Source organism: Neobacillus endophyticus (genome assembly GCF_013248975.1).
In the GTDB taxonomy this organism is placed as follows: Bacteria; Bacillota; Bacilli; order Bacillales; family Cytobacillaceae; genus Neobacillus; species Neobacillus endophyticus.
This window is the reverse complement of the sequence record NZ_JABRWH010000001.1, coordinates 3,107,295-3,128,648: the sequence shown is the minus strand read 5'-3', so window position 1 is coordinate 3,128,648 and position 21,354 is coordinate 3,107,295. Positions and strand designations below refer to the sequence as shown.

General features: G+C 37.9%; 22 protein-coding genes. 5 read left to right on the top strand and 17 right to left on the bottom strand.

Annotated features, from left to right (window positions below; all coding sequences use genetic code 11):
* The first annotated feature begins 200 nt into the window (after positions 1–200).
* Positions 201–1,418, top strand: a complete 1,218-nt coding sequence (gene spoVV / locus HPT25_RS15480; RefSeq protein ID WP_246277200.1) for a dipicolinic acid transporter SpoVV — start codon at positions 201–203, stop codon at positions 1,416–1,418.
* 10 nt (positions 1,419–1,428) lie between these two features.
* Here spoVV and coaD read toward each other — a convergent pair whose 3' ends face one another.
* The 6 genes from coaD to HPT25_RS15450 all read right to left on the bottom strand — a co-directional run bounded on the left by coaD (position 1,429) and on the right by HPT25_RS15450 (position 4,522).
* Positions 1,429–1,929, bottom strand: coding sequence for a pantetheine-phosphate adenylyltransferase (gene coaD, locus HPT25_RS15475; protein ID WP_173065899.1), 501 nt, complete (start codon positions 1,927–1,929; stop codon positions 1,429–1,431).
* An 11-nt stretch (positions 1,930–1,940) separates the two neighbouring features.
* On the bottom strand, positions 1,941–2,501 hold the full coding sequence (rsmD, locus tag HPT25_RS15470; RefSeq protein ID WP_173065895.1) for a 16S rRNA (guanine(966)-N(2))-methyltransferase RsmD: 561 nt from the start codon (positions 2,499–2,501) through the stop codon (positions 1,941–1,943).
* A 377-nt stretch (positions 2,502–2,878) separates the two neighbouring features.
* Positions 2,879–3,154, bottom strand: coding sequence for a YlbG family protein (locus HPT25_RS15465; protein ID WP_173065892.1), 276 nt, complete (start codon positions 3,152–3,154; stop codon positions 2,879–2,881).
* A gap of 103 nt (positions 3,155–3,257) precedes the next feature.
* A complete protein-coding gene (locus HPT25_RS15460) occupies positions 3,258–3,695 on the bottom strand; it encodes a YlbF/YmcA family competence regulator (RefSeq protein ID WP_173065889.1) in 438 nt (145 codons plus the stop codon).
* A 160-nt stretch (positions 3,696–3,855) separates the two neighbouring features.
* Complete coding sequence (locus tag HPT25_RS15455) at positions 3,856–4,098, bottom strand: YlbE-like family protein (protein WP_173065886.1); 243 nt, start codon at positions 4,096–4,098, stop codon at positions 3,856–3,858.
* Between the two features lie 16 nt (positions 4,099–4,114).
* Positions 4,115–4,522 (bottom strand): YlbD family protein, encoded by a 408-nt coding sequence (locus tag HPT25_RS15450; protein WP_173065883.1) that lies wholly within the window; start codon positions 4,520–4,522, stop codon positions 4,115–4,117.
* Between the two features lie 147 nt (positions 4,523–4,669).
* Here HPT25_RS15450 and HPT25_RS15445 point away from each other — a divergent pair, with 147 nt between their 5' ends.
* Both HPT25_RS15445 and HPT25_RS15440 read left to right on the top strand, forming a co-directional pair.
* Positions 4,670–5,152: a PaaI family thioesterase gene (locus HPT25_RS15445; RefSeq protein ID WP_173065880.1), complete on the top strand. Its 483-nt coding sequence runs from the start codon at positions 4,670–4,672 to the stop codon at positions 5,150–5,152.
* A gap of 17 nt (positions 5,153–5,169) precedes the next feature.
* Entirely contained in the window at positions 5,170–5,544 is a 375-nt protein-coding gene (locus HPT25_RS15440; RefSeq protein WP_173065878.1) for a hypothetical protein, read from the top strand.
* A gap of 136 nt (positions 5,545–5,680) precedes the next feature.
* Here HPT25_RS15440 and HPT25_RS15435 read toward each other — a convergent pair whose 3' ends face one another.
* From HPT25_RS15435 to HPT25_RS15425, 3 genes are all read right to left on the bottom strand, one after another.
* Entirely contained in the window at positions 5,681–7,042 is a 1,362-nt protein-coding gene (locus tag HPT25_RS15435; RefSeq protein ID WP_173058723.1) for an IS1182 family transposase, read from the bottom strand.
* 360 nt (positions 7,043–7,402) lie between these two features.
* A complete protein-coding gene (locus HPT25_RS15430) occupies positions 7,403–8,383 on the bottom strand; it encodes a CAP domain-containing protein (RefSeq protein WP_312857295.1) in 981 nt (326 codons plus the stop codon).
* Positions 8,384–8,662: 279 nt separating this feature from the next.
* Positions 8,663–9,097 (bottom strand): CBS domain-containing protein, encoded by a 435-nt coding sequence (locus HPT25_RS15425; protein ID WP_173071182.1) that lies wholly within the window; start codon positions 9,095–9,097, stop codon positions 8,663–8,665.
* 183 nt (positions 9,098–9,280) lie between these two features.
* Between HPT25_RS15425 and HPT25_RS15420 the strand changes: the two genes are divergently transcribed.
* Positions 9,281–9,637, top strand: a complete 357-nt coding sequence (locus tag HPT25_RS15420) for a YugN family protein (RefSeq protein WP_173065875.1) — start codon at positions 9,281–9,283, stop codon at positions 9,635–9,637.
* Between the two features lie 37 nt (positions 9,638–9,674).
* Here the strand turns inward: HPT25_RS15420 and HPT25_RS15415 are convergent, their stop codons facing one another.
* From HPT25_RS15415 to cyoE, 7 genes are all read right to left on the bottom strand, one after another.
* Positions 9,675–10,139 (bottom strand): DUF420 domain-containing protein, encoded by a 465-nt coding sequence (locus HPT25_RS15415; protein ID WP_173065872.1) that lies wholly within the window; start codon positions 10,137–10,139, stop codon positions 9,675–9,677.
* 97 nt (positions 10,140–10,236) lie between these two features.
* Positions 10,237–11,142 carry a cytochrome c oxidase assembly factor CtaG gene (gene ctaG, locus HPT25_RS15410; protein ID WP_173065869.1) on the bottom strand — a complete coding sequence of 302 codons (906 nt, stop codon included), beginning with the start codon at positions 11,140–11,142 and terminating at the stop codon, positions 10,237–10,239.
* A 129-nt stretch (positions 11,143–11,271) separates the two neighbouring features.
* Positions 11,272–11,607 (bottom strand): cytochrome c oxidase subunit IVB, encoded by a 336-nt coding sequence (gene ctaF, locus HPT25_RS15405; protein WP_173065866.1) that lies wholly within the window; start codon positions 11,605–11,607, stop codon positions 11,272–11,274.
* A 3-nt stretch (positions 11,608–11,610) separates the two neighbouring features.
* Entirely contained in the window at positions 11,611–12,237 is a 627-nt protein-coding gene (locus HPT25_RS15400; protein WP_173065863.1) for a cytochrome (ubi)quinol oxidase subunit III, read from the bottom strand.
* Entirely contained in the window at positions 12,237–14,108 is a 1,872-nt protein-coding gene (gene ctaD, locus HPT25_RS15395; protein WP_312857294.1) for a cytochrome c oxidase subunit I, read from the bottom strand. Before ctaD ends, HPT25_RS15400 begins: the two co-directional genes overlap by 1 nt.
* Before the next feature lie 31 nt (positions 14,109–14,139).
* The gene (gene coxB / locus HPT25_RS15390) at positions 14,140–15,198 is read right to left on the bottom strand and encodes a cytochrome c oxidase subunit II (protein WP_173065860.1); all 1,059 of its coding nucleotides are present in this window, start codon (positions 15,196–15,198) and stop codon (positions 14,140–14,142) included.
* A 121-nt stretch (positions 15,199–15,319) separates the two neighbouring features.
* The gene (cyoE, locus tag HPT25_RS15385) at positions 15,320–16,258 is read right to left on the bottom strand and encodes a heme o synthase (protein WP_173065857.1); all 939 of its coding nucleotides are present in this window, start codon (positions 16,256–16,258) and stop codon (positions 15,320–15,322) included.
* 648 nt (positions 16,259–16,906) lie between these two features.
* Between cyoE and HPT25_RS15380 the strand changes: the two genes are divergently transcribed.
* Positions 16,907–17,815 carry a COX15/CtaA family protein gene (locus HPT25_RS15380; protein WP_173065854.1) on the top strand — a complete coding sequence of 303 codons (909 nt, stop codon included), beginning with the start codon at positions 16,907–16,909 and terminating at the stop codon, positions 17,813–17,815.
* A gap of 46 nt (positions 17,816–17,861) precedes the next feature.
* Here the strand turns inward: HPT25_RS15380 and pyc are convergent, their stop codons facing one another.
* Complete coding sequence (gene pyc / locus HPT25_RS15375) at positions 17,862–21,302, bottom strand: pyruvate carboxylase (RefSeq protein WP_173065851.1); 3,441 nt, start codon at positions 21,300–21,302, stop codon at positions 17,862–17,864.
* Between the last annotated feature and the right edge of the window lie 52 nt (positions 21,303–21,354).

Sequence of the window (21,354 nt, the reverse complement as noted above, 5' to 3'; positions counted from 1 at the left end):
CCCCGTTTATCTAAGGATTGTGTTGAAATCCTGTTCAATCTTATGGTCTAAAAAAACATTCTACGAGTATATTTCTTTTATATGAGGGACAAGTCAGAAAACGCTCAGGATTATTACAATTTAATGGTATACCTTATTTTAACATTCAACCTAATGATTGGACAGTATGTTGAATGTTGCTCAGGGAAGGAGGCTTTGTATTGTTTCGTTCGAAACTGAAAACGATCCTATTATCCGTTTCCGTTTCATTATTTGCCATATCTCTTATATCTTTCCCTCAAGAATCATTGGAAGCATCAAAACGCGGACTTAATATATGGTGGGGAATTGTCTTCCCTTCGTTACTGCCCTTCTTTATCGTATCAGAAATGTTAATTGGATTTGGGGTCGTTAAATTTATCGGTGTGATGCTGGAGCCGCTTATGAGACCGCTGTTTAAAGTACCCGGTGTCGGCGGCTTTGTTTGGGCAATGGGACTCGCCTCCGGAAATCCCGCAGGAGCAAAATTTACTGCAAGAATGCGTCAGGAAGGACATTTAACACGAATTGAAGCAGAAAGACTTGTTTCCTTTACAAGCTCCTCTAACCCCTTATTCATTTTCGGTGCAGTTGCTGTAGGTTTTTTCGATAATCCCCAATTAGGCTTAGTTCTGGCTGCTGCCCATTATTTAGGAAATATATGCGTCGGATTTGTGATGCGCTTTCACGGTAAAGAGTCTCCTTATGGAACAACTCCAAAAGGTGGGTTATCCAAGTTGCGCGAAGCCTTATCCGCCTTACACCAAACAAGAATTCAAGACAGCCGTCCAATTGGAAGGCTTCTTGGAGACGCTGTTAATTCATCCATTCAAACATTATTAATGGTTGGAGGATTTATTATTTTATTTTCTGTTTTAAATAAACTGCTTTATCACTTACATATAACAGCCATACTGGCAAAGGCAGTTAAAGTGTTCTTTTCTTCAATAGGGTTATCGGGGGCATTATCCGTTCCTTTTATTTCAGGACTATTTGAAATGACTTTAGGCAGCCAGTTGACGAGCGCTATACAACATGCCGCCTTATTAGAAAAAGCAATCGTGACAAGCTTTATCCTGGCATTTGGTGGTTTTAGTATTCAGGCGCAAGCCGCAAGTATTTTGGCCCAAACAGATATCCGCTTTAAGCCCTTTTTTATTGCGAGGATTTTCCAAGGTTTATTTGCAAGCCTGTTTACCGTTGTTTTTTGGGTACCCATGTATGTCCGGTTCAGCACAAAAGATCAGTATTCAAATGTCTTTCCAGTCAGTTTACTGGTTAACAGAAATTCCGATCACTTTTTTCAAAAATTGATCCAAATGGGTCCACTCATTACCATTCTATCACTCGTTGTCTATGTCTTTCTTTTATTATTTCAATTAAAGGAACAAAAGAGCTAGGCAAAATTGCCTAGCTCTTTTGTTTTCGTAAATTTGAAAACTTTCTCATTAATTCTTTCTCTACAATTGGCGGGACGAGCTCTTTAATATTTCCGTTGTATTTCGCTGCCTCTTTGACAATGCTTGAGCTTAAAAATGAATATTGATTATTGGTCATCATAAAAAACGTCTCCACATCATCATTTAAAAACCGATTCATGGAAGTGATTTGCATTTCATATTCAAAATCGGAAACAGCTCTTAAACCCCTTAATATGGCTGTAGCCTTCACGGTTTTAGCGTATTCAACCAACAGCCCGGAAAATTGATCCACCATTACATTTGGGATTTCCTTTGTAACCTCTTTGATGAGCTGGATTCTCTCCTCAACGGTAAACAACGGGTTTTTAGCAGAATTATTTAATACTACAACATATACTTTATCGAAAACTCTGGCCCCTCTGCGAATGATATCCAAATGGCCATATGTAATTGGATCAAAACTTCCTGGACAAACAGCAATGCTCGCCAATATGACTCCCCCTATTCACCATGCTCTCTAGAATAAATTGTTACAGTTGTAATCCCATAATTCTCTTGCTTTATTTGTGTCAGTCTGCCGACAGCAAGAGGTAATTCAACATCATTGCTATGTTCACAAACCACAATTCCGCTATTGTTAATCAATTCCTCACTATCCAATTTCTCCATTAAGCTGACAAGCTGCTGTCGCTTATATGGGGGATCTAAAAATAGATAATCAAAGCGGATTTCTCTTTTAATCAGTGCTTTTATTGCAAGTCCAGCATCATTTCGATAAACTTCTGTTTTCTCTTCAAAATGACAGGCTTTTATATTTTCCCGTATTATCTGCACAGCTTTTGGATCTTGGTCAATAAAAATAACCTTTTCTAGCCCTCTGCTAAGAGCCTCCAAACCCAATCCGCCGCTTCCGGCAAAAAGATCCAGACCAATTCCCCCATCAAAATAAGGGCCAATCATATTAAACATCGCTTCTTTGACCTTATCAGTTGTCGGCCTTGTTGTCCTTCCTGGAACCGCCTTTAAAGGTCTTCCTTTGCAACTACCTGAAACTACTCTCACAAATCGATCACCACATTATAAAAAATCCAATTTCTTGATAATATCCTATCATAAACGACAAAAAGTAGACAAATCCAAAGTGAAAAATGTCATTTTCAATCATTAGACTCCCCAGTATCCAGGCAGACAAATGAAATTTTATAAAAATAGGTATAAGCTTTCATGTAATGGAGATAATGAAAGTAACAACATCAATTCGAGGATGTTGTTGCCAACCGCGGAGAAGACTTACGTTTCCCCATAAGTTCTTCCTCCGGTTTCTCCTCTCCCTTTGCCTTCTATCCTATAAAAGGGATGTAGAAGGACCCTGCAGATTATATCTGCAGGGTTTTTTTCATTTAAGAAATAAAAATAAATGGCGAGGACTTGCCTCACCATTAAATTCCCATTTTATAATCATATTCTTTCGCTTTATCGGGTGTTGAGTTTTCATATTCCATTTTCAAGAAAGGCTTATAAGAAGGTTCGACTTTTTTTACAAAAGAATAGGAGTTCAGCTTTTCCATAATTTCCTCAACATCGTCTTGGTTGCAGTAAAGAACAACATATTTAAGCTTTTTCGAAACAAAATGGACATTTCCAAAACGCCTTAACATTTTTGCTTGTTTCAATGAATAAAGCCAAATAACGATACCCTGTCTTTGAACAAACATATATTTTCCCCTTCAACTTATCCATCATTTACAATAAGTCTAGCATAACAAAATACTTTTTACCAATTCCATATTAAAAATCAGCCCGCGAAGGGCTGAAGATTTATCCACACCCGCAGCTTCCACCGCTGCCACAACCGCTGCCATGACCTGTGTCAAAAAACGGATTTCCTGTAGGTACTTTTATATTATGGGAAACGGCTCCGACAATTAATACGCTGATTTCATCTAATAGAGTTTGCAAATCATTTTCCGCCAACTTGAAATCTGCTATATACGGATCTAAATCCATTTCACGCTTATATTCACGTACTTGTTTCATTACTTTTTTATAATCAGGATGGTATTGGCCAAACCTTTGAACTTCCTCATAAAGTTCTTTCATTCGAGAAAAACGCTCAATCTTCTGTTGGCTTTCCTTACTATTTTTCATCTTATATAAAGAAATTCTGTATTGTTCAGCAATGTCAGACTCCAGTACCATTTTAGCCAAACTTTCGGCCTGTTCTAATAGTGCTATTCTTTCTAGCGTGGCTAGCATTTCTTCGCCCACCTCCACAGCCATTTTAACATGAAAGAGGGTGGAAAGCGAAATTTACCGTTTAATTAGGAATAATTACTATTAAACCTTTTGAATTTAATTCAATTTACTACTTCCGTTATTGCATAATAAAAAGGGCCTCTCCATCGGAGTGCGCCCTTCATTCATTTTGTGATTTCATGGCTTGAAACATGGAATACATCATTGATGCCATCTGAACGCCATTTGAAAACTTTTCCACTTGATGAGGGATTGTTTTTTTATAATAGTGTAGTGATGCAATTTCTAATGCCTGTAGATCAAAGGGATTTCGTGATAATTTTCGATACCACTGAGGTTGTTCACGAACAAATTGTTTCAAATCCCTTTGACGTTCCATATACTCTAATATTTCCTTTCTCATTTAAAGCCCCCCTTACTTAATCCTTTCTGAAAGAAAATGGATTTCTTGGCCCTTCAGGCGGGTTTACAGGACCATTGGTCGATTTAGGTCCCTGGAATTGAGAAAGCAGACCTTGGATCGCACCAATTGCCTGGCTTAAATTGTTTAAATGGGACTGAATCTGGTTTTGATCCATTTTTTTAAACATCCCCATCATATTTGACATAAAATCCCCTTTTGACTCTGTTTGTTTGGGGGAGGATTCTGTCTCTGTTTCTTCACCAAGCCGTTCCCACCGCTGATCTTCTTCCCCTAATAAATACCAATCTTCATATAATTCCTGCCAAGTCGACTTCCCTTTTCTTACCTCTTGAATTAAGTTTGGATTATTCTTTACAAACTCTTTAAATTTTTGTATGGATGGGTGCAATTTTTTTTCCGTCATGTTTCTCACCTCTGCCCATTTTCATCCCATTAATACAATATGAAAGGAATGAAGATTGGTGAATCTTCGTTACCACTGAGAAATTATTTTAAAAATACAAATATAGTGGTAAGATGGCATAAGAAATGAATGAAAGAGGTAAATGGCATGAAAGATAAATTAAGACAGTTATTAGAAGCTTGCATGGAAAATGGTTCAGAAGCAGACCTAAGTGCTCTTAAATTTCTTTTGGAAGGTGTTCACGAAAAAATTGATCAAAACAAGAATACTTTTATTGGCCCGCTGCTTCATATGGAGAGAAAAATAGACGAAGACTCCTGTGAAATTACCGTCCCGCTTCATCCAGTTCTACATAATGATCTACAAATTATCCACGGAGGAATCACAGCCACCCTATTGGATACTGCGATGGGTTCCATTGCCCATTTCCACCTTCCTGAAGGATTTGGAGCTGTCACCAATCAGTTAAATATTCATTACATTGCCCCTGGGATTGGAGATGCCATTCGCTGCAGGGCAGAAATCATTCATAAAGGGACAAAAACAATTGTGGTAGCTGGAGAAGCCTATCGAAGTGACGGAAGAAAAATCGCCTATGCAACAGCAACGTTTTTTATCATTGAAATATAGGTAAGGAGGACACAGCAGTGGTTACGGCCATTGTAATCCCAATCATTTGTTTTTATTTTTACTGGCTTACAAAAAAAGAAATGAAGGAATATGACAGGAAATGGATGGAGGCTGGTAATGTTCCCAAGGAGGCCTTTGTGACCGGGATTATTAAAAGCATTACAGAAGAAAGACAGCGTTTTTATTATCACCGCCACCTATTTATCCAAACACTCCATTTACAAACAAGCACTAAAATGATAACGGCCCAAAAGACAACTCCTATTACAAAAAATATGGAAAAGAATTCATTTCATTCAGGTGAAAATATTCATATTTATGGAACTTGGAAGGGCAACATATTTAACTTCAGTGACTATGAAATCGAACCATCCGATAGGGATCAGAATTAGAAAAAAGGTGACATATTTGTCACCTTCCAGATTGTAGACAAAAGGCATTTCAAAAGTTCCGATTCTGGCGCCCTTTTCTAAAATTGGGATTTTTCTGTTTGATTTTTCTTAAGGTAGACCCCGGCGGGGTCTATTTTTATGCCATTTCTGGACTTTTCCAAGTCCATGTAGCCAACTTCTTTAAATTCATAGCAGCAAAAGTAAGCATCGCCTGCATGGACAATTTTTTAAGACCTCTTAAGGTTGTCCATCGCATACCATGCTTTTCTTTCGCATCCGCGAATACACGTTCAATTGTTTCTTTACGACGTGCATATATTATTTTATTCTCTTCTGTATGACGAAGATGTTCAGCCTCTTCAAGATATGGTTCCCAGATATGTCGTTGAATGAGCTTTTGATGATTTTGACTTTGTGTACATTGTGCTAGAAGTGGGCAATCCTTACATATAACAGGATTAGAGATGTACTGTCGATAACCTTCCTTAGTAGTCGTTCTATAATCCAGAACTTGTCCTTCCGGACATATGTAACAATCAAAGTGCTCATCATAGACATAATCGTGCTTTTTCAAATATCCCTCCTTTGTACGTGGTCGTGTATAGGGTAAAGCAGGGCGAATTTCATTTTCAATTAAATATTGAGCAATAGCAGGTGTTTTATATCCGGCATCAGCAGCTACAGCATTAGGTTTCCCACATTTTTCAATGACCTTTTCAACTAGAGGCTCTAACATTGTACTATCATGAACGTTACCTGGAGTTACAATAGTCCCCAGGACAAAACCATTTCTATCTGCGGCTGCATGAAATGAATAAGCAAATTGCTTTGTCCTTTCGTCTTTTACATAGTAACCACTCTCCGAATCTGTTGTACTTTCTTTTATTTCTTTGTTTTCTTCTTTTTCATATTTATCTGGTGGGATGGGCTTTTTCCCATGTTCTTCACGATCACTATTAATTTCTGCTTGAAGACGTGCTTCATAAGCTTTTGATTCTTTCCGAACTACTTTCTTTTCGAATTTGCGTTTATTTGCACTTGCTTTAACGTGAGTTGAATCAATGAATACATGTTCCGAACTAACTAACTTTTTATCTGCTGCCTCTTTTAAAATACGGTAGAAAATTTGTTCAAATAAGTCTGTATCCTTAAAACGACGTTCGTAGTTTTTACCAAAAGTTGAAAAGTGGGGTACTTTATCATAAAAACCAAATCCTAAAAACCAGCGATACGCCATATTTGTTTCAATTTCCTTTATCGTTTGACGCATCGAACGGATACCGAAGGTATATTGAATGAAAGCCATCTTAATTAATACAACAGGGTCAATACTTGAACGTCCGCGCTTAGTTGAGTACAAATCTTCAACCAATGAATAGATAAATGAAAAATCTACTGCGGCTTCTATTTTGCGAACCAAGTGATCAGCAGGTACAAGTTGATCTAAGGCAATCATTTCAATTTGGTCACGATTTATCTGTGTATTTTTCGAAAGCATTCCATCCACCTCTATTAATTCTCTGTAAATAAATTATACAAAAGGCTGTGTTAATGTACATTATTGATTTTTACACTCTGTTGATTGGAGTGGAAGGCGGCGAAGACTCCTGCGGGAGTACGGGACAGGGGAGACCCCGCAGGCGCTGAAAGCGCAGAGGAGGCTCCCCGAACCGCCCGCGGAAAGCGAAGCCGCCTGGAACGGAAATCAACAGACAAGTTTAATATGGCCAAACAAAAAAGACTGTCGATTTTAAACCCGAAATCCTTCGGATTTGTCGACAGTCTGAAAGGTGACATATTTGTCACCTTCTTTACATTGCAGGAAACTTATCGGGCTATTGATGCAGCTTCTTTCTTTCTACTGTTCCACTTTTTCAATAAAATTTTGTGTATAATACTTTTGATAAACCCCGACACCTAGGTGTGTGAATTCCTTATTTAGGATCGTATCTCTATGACTTTTGCTATTGATCCAGCCTTCCAAAGCAGCTGGCCCATCCGTATAATTTGCTGCTATATTTTCACCTGCTGCCTGATATACTACTTTTGCTTTATTTAATCTGTCAGTGAGACTGCCAAATTTCTTGGATGTATGTGAGAAATCATTGTTGTCCTTCATGTCTTTACTATGCTCATAGGCTGTTTCAGCCGTGAGTTCATCCCATATTAACGGCTTTAATTTATTTCTAATTCGAAAAGCATTCGTCATGTCAAATATTTCCTGCTCTGATCCTTTTTCTACCATTTTCCACGACTCATCCGTTGGTTCGGGCGGTTCAATTAAATTTCCATGATACACAAGCTCATATGGCCGTAGTTTTACCAATGTTTCTGCATTCAAAAAACGGACACTTGATAAATTACCCGTAAACTTATCTATATATAGTTGTGCATAAATATCGCCCAGCTGTACAATTGGACGAAGATTTAAGTCGGTATCGTTTAATTCAAATCGATAGGAATTCCCATTTAAATCGATATTAATATTTGTATCAATATATTGTGTATTAAATATTTCTTCAACTGGCTGTCCGATTTCAAATGGAGCAATATCCAGATTTTCACCAAGGGCAAAAATGGTAACAACCTCATTATTTTCAACGCCTACTTGTAAATAACGTTTATAATCTTGATTATAAATGTACCATTGATAACCATAAAGGGATTCATCTATTCTCTGAGGTGTTCCCATTTCTTTTTCCAGCGCTGTAACATCCTGGCCAATCAATGTGGCAATTCCTTCATTAGGTCTCTCTGAGATGGTTTTCTGGTTGGATTTTATATCAGGATTTTTCGACCAGAACGGCTTCTTTTCTGTCACATGATTTTCCTTTATCACAGCATTATCCTTACTTTTTTGATTTATATTAGAATAAAATCCAATAACGATTACAACTGTAAAAAGTATTAAAATTCGAACTAGTGATCGCAGAGGCGCTCATCCTCTCATGTCTTTACTAACATTTTATGAACAATAAAGCTATTATATCATCTATAATTAGTATAGTAATAATCATTAGCCATGAAGCGGCAATTCTTTAATGAATACAAACAATTAGAGCAGATACATTGTACCTGCTCTAATCAATATATTTATTTATGATCGATGGTACCCGCCTTAATGCTGTACCCCATTATAGTTTTGCTCGGAAATTTGTGTTAATGCTTCTTTTGCCTGATCATCCGTCAATTCACGAATAGCAAAATCACCAAGAGAAACAATTCCAATTAACTTCCCATTTTCTACAACTGGCAATCGGCGAATTTGATGATCGGACATCAATTGAACAGCTTCCCTGCTGGTAGCATCAGGGGAAATGGTAATAAGATCATTACTCATAATATCTTCCACCTTGGAGGAAGGAGGATGTTTTTCTGCGATCCCTCTTAAAACAATATCGCGATCAGTAATCATTCCGACAAGTTTTTCGTTATCAACGATAGGAATGGCCCCAACATTTAGTTCCTTCATTTTTACAGCAACTTCATATACGTTATCTAATAAGGTACAGCACTCCACGTTTTCTGTCATAATATCACGGATTTTTTCCATCATGGACACCCCATAAATTTTTTAATGATTACACCTATAGTTTATCCAGCTGATTGGCTTGTATTCGTTAAAGGAATTTATTGCAAGCGATGGGATTTTCATCTATTATTAAAATAAATGAAGAGATTAGCATGAGAATAGGATGAAAATTATGGTAATGGCAGTGTATAGGAGGGATTTAATGTGAGATTTGAAGATTCGGGATTAGAAAATCTTAAAGCAGACCTAAATCGCTTAGACGAAGTCATGGATGATCATGGTTTAGTACGTGCCGGCCAATGGGATTATGAACGTGTTACATATGACCGTAAATTTGAATTGAGAGAAGGTGTTTACTACTTTCGTATTCAAGGGTATGCGGTTGAAGGAGATGTTGACACTTTTAAAGCAACCATTCAATTGATGGCGCCCCTTCTAGGAAAACATTATTACCCTCATGGAGTCGAATATGGAGAAGGAGAACATTTTCCACCATCACTTATCAATCAGTGTCAAAAACTGATCGATGATGTAAAAACCGAAATCAGTAAATTTGCTTAATAAGCGGAAGCGCTGTGCGCTCCCGCTTTTATTTTCACTAATGTCCCAAAATGGCTTTGATCATCGATGTCGTTTGTCCGCCATGATAGAATACGTATAATAACAGATAGACAGCTATCCCTGTTATGGAAGTAAAGAACCAAACAATACTAGTAACAGGACCCAATTTACGATGAAAAGAAAGCTTATTTTTATACCCTGAGAACAGTGATATAGCTCCCAAAACAGCACCTACTGTGGCAAGTGTGATATGAAAAACTAAAAAGATAGTGTAATAAATCTTGATGTTCGCTGGTCCACCAAAAGAAGTATTTCCAATAAACATCGTTCTTATAGCGTAAATAATAAAGAAGACAAGAGCAAAAATCGCTGCAAGTGTCATGGTCTTTTTGTGTGCTTCTCTCTTTTTTTGTTTGATTTGCATCCAGCCAATCGCAACTGTAATTCCACTTAAAACAATAAAAGAAGTACTAATCGTTGGTAATATCGGTAATGAAACCATTCAAAAATCCTCTCTTTGCTTTTATTCTATTAATAATAGTAGTGTACCTGTAACTATACATGAATATCAATAAAAAATCCCCCAATAAGATGGGAGATTATTTAATAATGGATGGATTAAACGACTGATTCATTTCTTTTTCTGATTCTGCCTGATCTTTTTTATACCATTCAAAGAACACATGCCCAAGCATATAGCCATAGACGATTTCTTGAATAATTTTCATAAGGACACCGCCAAGCTGTTGATCATGAAGTACAGACATAGAACTAAATAGGCCAGGACCACTTAAATTTAAATTTTTGAAATTATCTGCCCCTACACAAAGGCTCATCATCTTTCCCCAGACATGCGGATCTGAATAGGTTGCATAAAGCGGAGTGTCCGAAAAAATGATAAGTGCACATGCTGGTGTTAGAAGGATACCACCCCCAAATAAATAGGCCACTTTTTTAAGCCCATTCAATGTTTGATGTTCAGGCAGCTGATTGATTAATGGCCACCACATAAAGAGGGCCAATACAAATAAGAGTATGGAATATCCTGCATGCAGCCACATATTTTGCATAACCCTGTCAAAGATTATGGGAATATGATAAAACGAAAAAAAGACATTAAAAACAATAAGTGCTATTAGCGGATTGGTGAAAAGTTTAAAGATAGATGGAAAGAATCCAAACCTGATTATTTTTTGCCAAACCCATTCAGGTACTCCTACAATAAAAAGAGGCGGAACCATTAAGACTAAAAAGGCCATTTGAATCATGTGAACGTAAAACATCAAATGAGCTAAAATATCCAAAGGAGACCCCTTAATGGTGTATAAAAGAATCATTGCCAGTATAAATATAGCACCTTGCTTTTTTGTGATCGGTTTATTGCCTTCAAATAGATAACGATATTTTATCGTTAGAAGAAAAAATGCTACGGTGACCAAAATAAGTGTTAACAAAAAATACGGGCTCCAAAGTGCTTCAAAACCAAAAATTTCCAAAGAAAGCACTGATATTCACCTCATTTAAAATATAAAGAATGATTTATTATATGATTCCATCTGAAACATCCATAATCATCGTTCGTAAGGTGTTAAAAAAGAAAATCGGCTGCAAGCCGATTTTCTTTTTTTAGACAATTACCACCAAATAATCGTTGAAAATGTGAGAATCGTAATAATCCCTACCAAAAGTCCGGAATACAGAAAAAGAGATGGAGCTTCATGTCCTTTATGACTCATGTGCATGAAATAGTAAAGTTGGAAAATCACCTGTACAACAGCTAAAAGAATAATAAAAGGCGCTGTAAACCAAGCTGTAAAGCCTTTAATAGCCACTGTAGCAAATGCAATTAATGTTAAAAAAATCATAATGGCGAAAGAAACCATCTGATAGCGCATTTCTTCAGCACTTTTTCTGCGGCGGTATTCAATGTCTACTCTTGGATTGCCAGAATTTATTTGTTGATTTGCCATCGTTTATCCCACCATCCCCATTAAATAAACTACAGTGAAAATAAATACCCAGACAACATCAATGAAATGCCAATACAAACTAAATACATAGAATTTTGGTGCATTATAAAGATTTAGGCCACGTTTTGCATTTCGCAGCATCAGGGTTAGGCACCATAATAAGCCAAACGCGACGTGCCCGCCATGGAATCCAACTAATGCATAAAATGCAGATCCAAAGGCACTGCTCGTAAATGTATGGTGCTCATGAACATATTTGCTAAACTCATAAATCTCCAGCCCCAAAAATCCTGCCCCTAGTAAAATAGTGATCCCAAACCACAACATCATTTTTTTGAAAGCAAAGTTCTTCATATGATAAATCGCGTAAACACTCGTCAAAGAACTCGTCAATAGGAACATTGTCGCTACGAATGTCAAAGGAAGTTCAAATAAATCCTTTGCATGAGGCATACTAGGGTTAGGCACTTTGTCCTTTAAAGAAATATAGGTTGCAAAGAGAGAGGCAAACAAAACGGTCTCTCCCCCTAAGAATAACCAAAAACCAAGGAATTTATTTTTTGCTTCAAGGGATGATTTTTCCGGCTCTGCAGGCCATGTTTCATATGTTAACTTTTCTTCAGCTTGCATTATGCCTTTACCCCCTTTTCATGTTCATCGAGTAAATCCTCTTTGTGAATATGGAATCCGTGGTCGTCTTTAACAGAACGGAGAAACATCGAGCCGAAAGTAACAAGTAATCCAATAATCATGACAGGTAATGCCCACCCTATGCCATTTACACGATACATAGCACCGAATGCGGCAATGAATAAACCTAGACCCATGATTAATGGCAAAATGGATGAATTCGGCATATGGATATCCCCTATTGGTTCTGCTGGTGTCATTCCATTTTTCCCTTCCATTTTTTCCAGCCAGTATGCATCTAAACCACGAACAAGTGGAAGCTGTTTGAAATTGTAAAATGGTGGTGGAGATGAAATAGACCATTCAAGCGTTCTGCCATCTCCCCAGGGATCATTACCAACTTTCACATTTTTAACAGAAGTGGCAATGATATTTATTAACATAATTAGGACTGCTACCCCCATAAATCCTGCACCAATGGAACTAATCATATTTGCCGTATCGAAACCCTGCCCTGGTAAGTAAGTGAATACACGGCGCGGCATCCCCCATAATCCTAAGAAGTGCTGAATAAAGAAGGTTAAGTGGAAACCGATAAAGAATAGCCAGAATGTGATTTTTCCAAGTGTTTCATTTAAAAGGGTTCCAAACATTTTTGGCCAATAAAGATGGGTTCCACCCAAAATGGCAAATACAACACCGCCTACGATTACGTAATGGAAGTGAGCAACAACGAAATAGGAATCATGATACTGGTAATCGGCTGCAGCTGATGCAAGCATGACACCAGTTACACCGCCTATTACGAATGAAGGTATAAACGCAAATGCGTAATGCATCGGTGTCGTGAATTTCACACTTCCTCCCCACATCGTAAATAGCCAGTTGAATATTTTAATACCTGTTGGCACCCCAATAGCCATTGTTGCAACAGCGAAAATAGCATTCGCGATCGGACCCAAACCATCTGTAAACATATGGTGCGCCCAAACCATGAAACCAAGAAAACCGATTAATACGGTTGCAAAAACCATCGAGGAATAACCAAACAAACGCTTTCTAGAAAAAATCGAAAAAGTTTCCGAAAAAATACCGAATGCAGGCAAGATTAAAATATAAACTTCCGGGTGTCCAAAAATCCAGAAAAGATGTTCCCAAATGACCGTATTTCCGCCCATGGCAACCTCAAAAAATTTGGCACCAAACAAGCGGTCAAACATCATTAAGACAAGACCGACTGTCAGAGGCGGGAATGCAAACAAAATCAACGCGGAAGTAACAAAAGTCGTCCAAGTAAACATCGGCATCCTCATATACGTCATTCCAGGTGCTCGCATGTTTATAATGGTAACGAGAAAGTTAATTCCTCCCATTAAGGTTCCAAAACCGGAAATTTGCAAGCCCAATACATAGAAATCAACACCATGTCCTTTGGAGTGAGTGGCAAGTGATGCATAATCCGTCCAGCCGGCATCAGGAGCCCCCCCTAAAAACCATGAACAATTTAAAAATACCCCTCCAAAAAAGAACATCCAAAAACTAACAGCATTTAAAAATGGGAAAGCTACGTCACGTGCGCCAATCTGCAATGGCATAACTGCATTCATAAACGCAAAAATGAGCGGCATTGCGGCAAGGAAAATCATGGTTGTACCATGCATCGTCATAATTTCGTTGTATACACCTGCGCTAACGAAATCATTATTTGGAACAGCTAATTGGATACGAATAAATATGGCTTCTATTCCCCCCACTAAGAAGAAAAATCCGCCAGAGATCAAATACAGGATCGCGATTTTTTTATGGTCTACCGTTGTTAAAAAGTCCCATAATGTCCCACCGAAACCCTTTTTTTGAGTGTAGGTACTCACTATTTTACCTCCCTTTCACCAATTTCCCCTTTTATTGCTGAACTTTTAAGCTCATTAAATAGGCGGCCAAAGCATCAAGTTCTTGGTCATTCATTTGTGGATACTTGCCTGCCATCATATTTCCCGGTTTAAATTGTTCAGGATTGTGAATCCATTCTTTCAAATGTTTTGTATCATGAGGTAAAATACCGGCAATTCTTGATCTATCACCAAAATCTGTCAAATTCGGCGCAAGACGTGCAGTATCTGGTAATTTATTAGAAGGTGTTACTGCATGGCAGCCAATACAACTTTTATTAAAAATTGCTTGCCCTTGAGCAGCTAAATCAGATGTTGCCTTTTGAGGTGCCGATACATTTTGCATCGCCTTAACCCATGTATTAAATTGATCATTGCTGATGGCTTTTACTTTAAAATCCATCAACGCATGTGAAGGTCCGCAAAGCTCGGCACATTTACCGTAGAAAAGATTACCAGCTTCATCAGCCTTTTTTTCATCAAACTCTAGCCAGAATTTATTGACATTGTCTGTATTAACATCCATTTTTCCGCCAACAGCCGGAATCCAAAAGGCGTGCTTTACATCCAATGATTTCAAATTAAAATAAACCTTTTGATTTGTAGGAACGACTAATTCCTGACTAGTGACAATTTTCTGACCAGGATATTCAAAATCCCACCAATATAAATGTGCACGCACATTTATTACAAGCGCTTTTGAATCTTTCTTATCCATTGCGGAGACATCTGCTAGTTTAAAAGTAGTTGTTACTGTAGGGACAGCAAGAATTAATAATAGGAGAATAGGAATAACGGTCCAGAGTATTTCTAATTTATGATTTCCCTCAACCTGTTTCGGAATTGTGTCATCTTTTCTTCTAAAACGGAAAAATACAATAACAAAGATAATGGTTACAACCAGAATAACGCCAATCATAATGTAGGTGCTCAACTTCATGAGACCAAATTGCATGTTTGCAACTTCACCCGCAGGCTGTAACGTGGAAAGAAATGGTTCACCGCAACCGGAGAGCACAAGCGCTAAAATCGCAAAAAGCAAAATTAATCGCAACTTCGCAAGCCTTTTCATAGTTTAATCCAACCCCTCTTTCACTTTGAAATTCTTAATATCATCGTGTAAAACAAAGAAGTATGTAGAATATTCCTTCCTTTGCTGTTTAAACACAGCAAAGGAAGGAAAACTTGAAAAACTAGATTAGTGTAACAATGACCATGGCTACAAAGATAATAGTTAAGTATTGAAGGGAGTAAACAAACATTAGTTTTGCCCATTTAATGTCGTTTTTGATTTTATATCCGTAAATCCCAAGTGCCAGCCAGCCGATATTTAAGGCAGTTGCCAGGATCAGAAATGGGATTCCAAGCGATTTAAGGAAAAATGGTATTGGTAGAAGAAGTGCAACCCAAAGTAATATATGGATTTTAGTTGTTTTAAAACCTTTTACAACCGGAAGCATAGGGATTCCGGCGGCTCTGTATTCATTTACTCTTCTCATTGCCAATGCGTAGAAATGCGGTGGCTGCCATACAAACATTAAAACAAATAATGACCAAGCCATAATATCAAGATGAGGGTCTACAGCTGCCCATCCAATTAGTGGAGGAACTGCTCCGGAAATACTTCCGATAATCGTATTGGAAACTAATTGGCGTTTGGACCACATCGTATAGAGGACAACATAACTAAAGACTCCAAGCAGCCCAATTACTGTTGCAGTTAGAGTAGTAAATAATAAAAACATTGTTCCTAGACTTATAAGGATAATCCCCATCCCAAGAACTTTTCCAGGTGTAATTTTTCCTGTTACTGTGGGTCTTCCCTTTGTCCTTTCCATCAATGGATCGATATCTCTGTCAACATAGTTATTGATCGCACAGGAACCAGCAATAATTAGTGATGAACCCAGGACTGTAAAGAGGACAATATCCAAATTGTTAAGAAAACTCATTCCTCTAAAATGGAGAGCTAGCCATAGTCCAGCAAAAGTCGTGATGAGGTTGGAATTCACGATACCAATTTTTATCAAGGCCATAAAATCTTTTAAGGCACTCGTTTTTTCTATATCAGAATGCATGCCAGAAGCGCTTTTTTCCATAGCGGCATCGCCATACATCTTAGAATTGGGCATTTTTTTTCCTCCTAATTTTTTTGTATCCCGATTTCATGATGCATGTTTCATTTTATGTATAAGAAACTTAAAAACGCTTTCTCTGTATATTAAATCACACTTTTTGGTATTTTTGTGAAATTTTTTCGAATAATTTTGGGCTTATTTTCAAAAAGCGCTACTTTTTACTAATACTATTACAATTTCCCATCAATTACATTTTCATAAATAAAATTTAATTTAATCCTCAAAAACGCAAATGAATTTGGGAAAATTGAAATTTCCCCCGGTTATCTCCAAAAGCAATTGAATACTTGCTAAAATTTCGTTTATTAAAATGACACAATCAACTAATGTTTTCACTATAGCAATAGTGAAAATATAAAATTATTCCTTCTATTCCTTGTCCATAAGTCCCTTTTATAAAATTTGATTGCACTCTTATAATTCGATATGATAAATAAGGAATTTCCGGTACTTTTTTCTAATTATACTGTCAACTATATCCAATTACAAATTTTTAAACTTTAGGTGCTTTTAAATTTGAATGCTGATTTCCACTCCAGGCATGAGCGGTTTGCGGGAGTGCCTGAAGCGGATATCAACAGTGTTTAAAAGTCAACAATGTTCTTTAACATAGCCAAACTATAATTTAAGAAGGTGAATTTATTGCAGCGATCACTGAAGTGGTTAGCAGTTGCAACAACCATCGGTATGATATTTGTTTTAATTGGCGGGGCATTAGTTACAAAAACAGGATCTGGAATGGGGTGTGGAAGAACATGGCCATTATGTCATGGTCAAGTCATGCCAACTCATATAACTTCCCAACTAATCATCGAACTGGCTCATCGCTTGGTGTCAGGCACCGTCGGAATTTTGGTTCTTATCTTATCTATTTGGACTTGGAAGACAATTGGACATATCAGAGAAACAAAATTTCTTTCTTTTCTATCCTTTTTCTTTTTATTGCTTCAAGGATTAATTGGCGCTGCAGCGGTAAAATGGGGGCAATCCAGTTTTGTTTTGGCGCTGCATTTTGGAATTTCTTTAATATCGTTTGCAGCTGTTTTTCTGTTAACATTACTCATTTTTGAAATTGACAAAAAATTTGATGCAGAAAAACTTTTCATTGATAAAAAAATGGGCGGTCACATCTTTGCTGTCTCTATTTATAGTTATCTGGTGATTTATAGCGGCGCACTGGTCCGACATACAAAATCCAGTCTAGTATGCCGTGATTGGCCATTGTGTCTAAACGATGCTCCTTCTCTTCCTACAAATATGTACGAATGGATTCAAATGGGACATCGAACCGCAGCAACCATTCTATTTCTTTGGATTCTGTATATAACCTATTTAGCCGTTCGTTACTATAAAGATCAAAAGGTCATCTATTGGGGCTGGATAATTTCATTTATTCTCGTAGCATTGCAGGCTTGTGCCGGAGTTTTAATTATCTTTAGCAGACTGAATCTCTATATTGCATTGCTGCACGCATTCTTTATCACTTGTTTATTTGGAATGTTAAGCTATTTTTTGCTGCTATTGTCAAGGTCAAAAAAGAATTATTCATAAAAGCAGAAGCTGCCGGGCATTTGGTTTGGCAGCTTCTGCTTTTTTATCACTTCACTAATTCAATCAAGAGATCTCCCGTTTGTATTGAATCACTGCTTTTGACATAAATGTCTTTTATTACACCTGTGTATGGTGCTTGAACAGTTGTTTCCATTTTCATGGCTTCCGTTATCATTAGATGATCACCTTGCTGAACCCTTTCCCCCTTTTCTACCAAAACTTTAATAACAGTCCCAGGCATAGAGGCTGCAAGATGCGAGTCATTTTTCGGATCAGCTTTTAATCGGGATAGTACTGTTGCTTTAATATTTTCATCCTTAATTACAACTTCACGCGGCTGACCATTTAATTCAAAATATACGATTCTTGTTCCATCTGCTTGAGGCTGTCCAATTGATACTAGCTTAACAATTAAGGTTTTTCCAGTCTCGATTTCAACTTCAATTTCTTCACCTAAACGCATGCCGTAGTGAAAAGTTGGAGTATCAAGAACTGATATATTTCCAAATTGTTCGACGGTTTTCATATAATCCAAAAATACTTTTGGATACAGTGCATAAGAAATAACTTCAAATTCTGTTACCTGTCTGCCAAGTTCCTTGTATAGGCCCTCTTTCAACCTGTCAAAATCCACTGGTTCCAGCAATTCACCTGGCCTTACTTCAAGAGGCTTTTTACCTTTTAAAATGACATTTTGAAGTTCTTCAGGAAATCCCCCATACGGCTGACCCAAATAACCTTCGAATAGCTCTACCACCGAATCCGGAAAATCAAGAGCATGCCCCTTTTGCAAAACAGTCTGCTCTGTTAAATCATTTTGCACCATAAATAGCGCCATATCACCAACGACTTTTGATGATGGGGTTACTTTAACAAGATCCCCGAACATTTGATTCACTCGGGAATACATTTCTTTCACTTCATCCCAGCGTTCTCCCAATCCCACCGCCTTTGCTTGCTGCTGCAAATTACTATATTGCCCACCTGGCATTTCATGCTGATATACTTCTGTATGTGGTGAAATCATTCCGCTTTCAAAATCTTGATAATATTTTCGGACATCTTCCCAATAATGAGAAAGTCTTTCAAGAGCTTCAATATTTATAGCTGGTTTTCGTGCACTGCCTTCAAGTGCATAATAGAGTGAATTAGCGCTAGGTTGAGAGGTGAATCCAGCCATTGAACTGAGGGCCGCATCCACGATATCAACGCCACCGTCTATGGCACGGGCATACGTAAATATTCCATTTCCGCTTGTATCATGGGTATGAAGATGTATAGGAATATCTACAGTTGCTTTTAATTCAGATATAAGACGGTATGCTGCCTCTGGCTTTAATAATCCTGCCATATCTTTGATACCCAAAATATGCGCTCCCTGATTCTCAAGCTCTTTTGCTAGGTTTTTATAATAATATAAATTGTACTTTGTCCTTGTGGAATCCAAAATATCTCCTGTATAACAAATGGCTGCTTCTGCAATTTTACCTGATTGTCTGACTGCATCTATAGCAGTTTCCATTCCTTTTACCCAGTTCAAACTGTCAAATATTCGAAATATATCTATACCTGCCGAAGCAGACAAATGAACAAATTCTTTTATAACATTATCCGGATAATTCTTATAACCGACAGCATTTGCGCCTCGAAACAACATTTGAAACAGAACATTCGGAATTTTTTTACGGAGATGTAATAATCTTTCCCACGGATCTTCTTTTAAGAATCGATACGCCACATCAAAAGTAGCGCCCCCCCACATTTCAAATGAAAACAATTCTGGCAGCAGCTTTGATGCCGGTTCCGCAATATGGGCAATATCGGTTGTTCTCATCCTGGTTGCCAATAGGGATTGGTGAGCATCTCTGAAAGTAGTATCAGTCAATAATACTTGCTTTTGATTTTTCACCCATGAAACAAGGCCGTCTGCCCCAAACTGATCCAGAATTTGCTTTGAGCCTTCCTTTGTTGGGGTATGGTATGGAATTTCCGGGATTCTTGGCTTTGAGAACACCGGTCTTTTCTTTTTCTCAATACCAGGGAAGCCATTTACGGTTACCGTACCGATATATGACAGCATTTTCGTTCCACGGTCTTTTCTTACCGGAAAAATAAATAATTCCGGAGTAGTATCAATAAAGGAGGTGTCATATTCACCATTTAAAAATTTTTCATGCTTTACCACATTTTCTAAAAACGGAATGTTTGTTTTAATCCCCCTGATTCTGAATTCTTGCAAATTACGTACCATTTTGGCTGCAGCCTGTTCAAAAGTAAGCGCCCATGTTGAAAGCTTTACTAATAGCGAATCGTAATAAGGGGTAATGACTGAACCTTGAAATCCATTTCCAGCATCCAGCCGGACACCAAATCCTCCCCCTGAACGGTATGCCATTATCTTCCCAGTATCAGGCATGAAATGATTAAGCGGATCCTCTGTGGTAACCCGGGATTGGATGGCATATCCATATAACAAAATCTTATCCTGCATTGGAATCCCGATGATTGGTCCATGTATTTCATGACCTTCAGCAACGAAAATCTGTGTATGCACTATATCAATCCCTGTTACCATTTCCGTTACCGTATGTTCAACCTGTATACGCGGGTTCACTTCAATAAAAAAGAAATCACTACCTGAAACTAAAAATTCAACTGTCCCTGCATTTACATATCCGACATTTTTCATCAATCTCACTGCAGCATCGCAAATTCGATTTCGCAATTCATCCGATAGGGATACACTTGGTGCAATTTCGACAACTTTTTGATGCCTACGCTGTACAGAGCAATCTCTTTCATACAAATGAACAATATTTCCGAAGCTGTCGCCTATGATTTGCACTTCAATATGTTTTGGTTTTTCTATTAATTTTTCAAGATAAACTTCATCACTGCCGAAAGCTGCCTTTGCCTCAGATTTTGCACGGGCAAAAGCTTCTTCCACTTCCTCACGGTGTCTGACAATCCTCATCCCTCTTCCACCGCCGCCAAGTGCGGCTTTGATTATGATTGGATATCCATGGGTGTCTATAAATTCTTCTGCCTCATGAAGACTTTGGACAGGTCCATCACTTCCAGGTATAACGGGAATACCTGCAAGAACGGCTTGATGTCTTGCTTTGACTTTATCCCCAAACATATCCAAGTGTTCAGATTTTGGCCCGATAAAAATAATTCCATCCGCCTCACAGCGTTTGGCGAAATGAATATTTTCCGAGAGGAACCCATATCCTGGATGGATTGCATCAGCTCCGCTCTTTTTGGCAATGGCAATTATGCCATCGATATCCAAATAGGCGTCAATTGGTTTTTTTCCTTTTCCAACCAAGTATGCCTCATCCGCTTTATATCGATGATAGGAACCAGCATCCTCTTTCGAATAAATTGCAACAGTCCGAATATTCAGTTCAGTACAAGCGCGAAAAACCCTTATCGCAATTTCTCCCCTATTGGCGACCAATACCTTATTTATTTGTCTTGCCATCTAAAGCACCTCATTTTCTATGTATTATTAAAACGCAGGGGGAAAATCCCCC

Coding starts and splice junctions, on each gene's coding strand:
- HPT25_RS15425 (WP_173071182.1), bottom strand. CDS start 9,097: ATGGAAAAAATCCGTGATATTATGACAGAAAACGTGGAGTGCTGTACC.
- ctaF (WP_173065866.1), bottom strand. CDS start 11,607: ATGGCAAATCAACAAATAAATTCTGGCAATCCAAGAGTAGACATTGAA.
- HPT25_RS15400 (WP_173065863.1), bottom strand. CDS start 12,237: ATGCAAGCTGAAGAAAAGTTAACATATGAAACATGGCCTGCAGAGCCG.
- HPT25_RS15460 (WP_173065889.1), bottom strand. CDS start 3,695: ATGCTAGCCACGCTAGAAAGAATAGCACTATTAGAACAGGCCGAAAGT.
- HPT25_RS15445 (WP_173065880.1), top strand. CDS start 4,670: ATGAAAGATAAATTAAGACAGTTATTAGAAGCTTGCATGGAAAATGGT.
- coxB (WP_173065860.1), bottom strand. CDS start 15,198: ATGAAAAGGCTTGCGAAGTTGCGATTAATTTTGCTTTTTGCGATTTTA.
- HPT25_RS15465 (WP_173065892.1), bottom strand. CDS start 3,154: ATGTTTGTTCAAAGACAGGGTATCGTTATTTGGCTTTATTCATTGAAA.
- HPT25_RS15450 (WP_173065883.1), bottom strand. CDS start 4,522: ATGACGGAAAAAAAATTGCACCCATCCATACAAAAATTTAAAGAGTTT.
- cyoE (WP_173065857.1), bottom strand. CDS start 16,258: ATGCCCAATTCTAAGATGTATGGCGATGCCGCTATGGAAAAAAGCGCT.
- HPT25_RS15435 (WP_173058723.1), bottom strand. CDS start 7,042: ATGCTTTCGAAAAATACACAGATAAATCGTGACCAAATTGAAATGATT.
- HPT25_RS15415 (WP_173065872.1), bottom strand. CDS start 10,139: ATGGTTTCATTACCGATATTACCAACGATTAGTACTTCTTTTATTGTT.
- pyc (WP_173065851.1), bottom strand. CDS start 21,302: ATGGCAAGACAAATAAATAAGGTATTGGTCGCCAATAGGGGAGAAATT.
- HPT25_RS15455 (WP_173065886.1), bottom strand. CDS start 4,098: ATGAGAAAGGAAATATTAGAGTATATGGAACGTCAAAGGGATTTGAAA.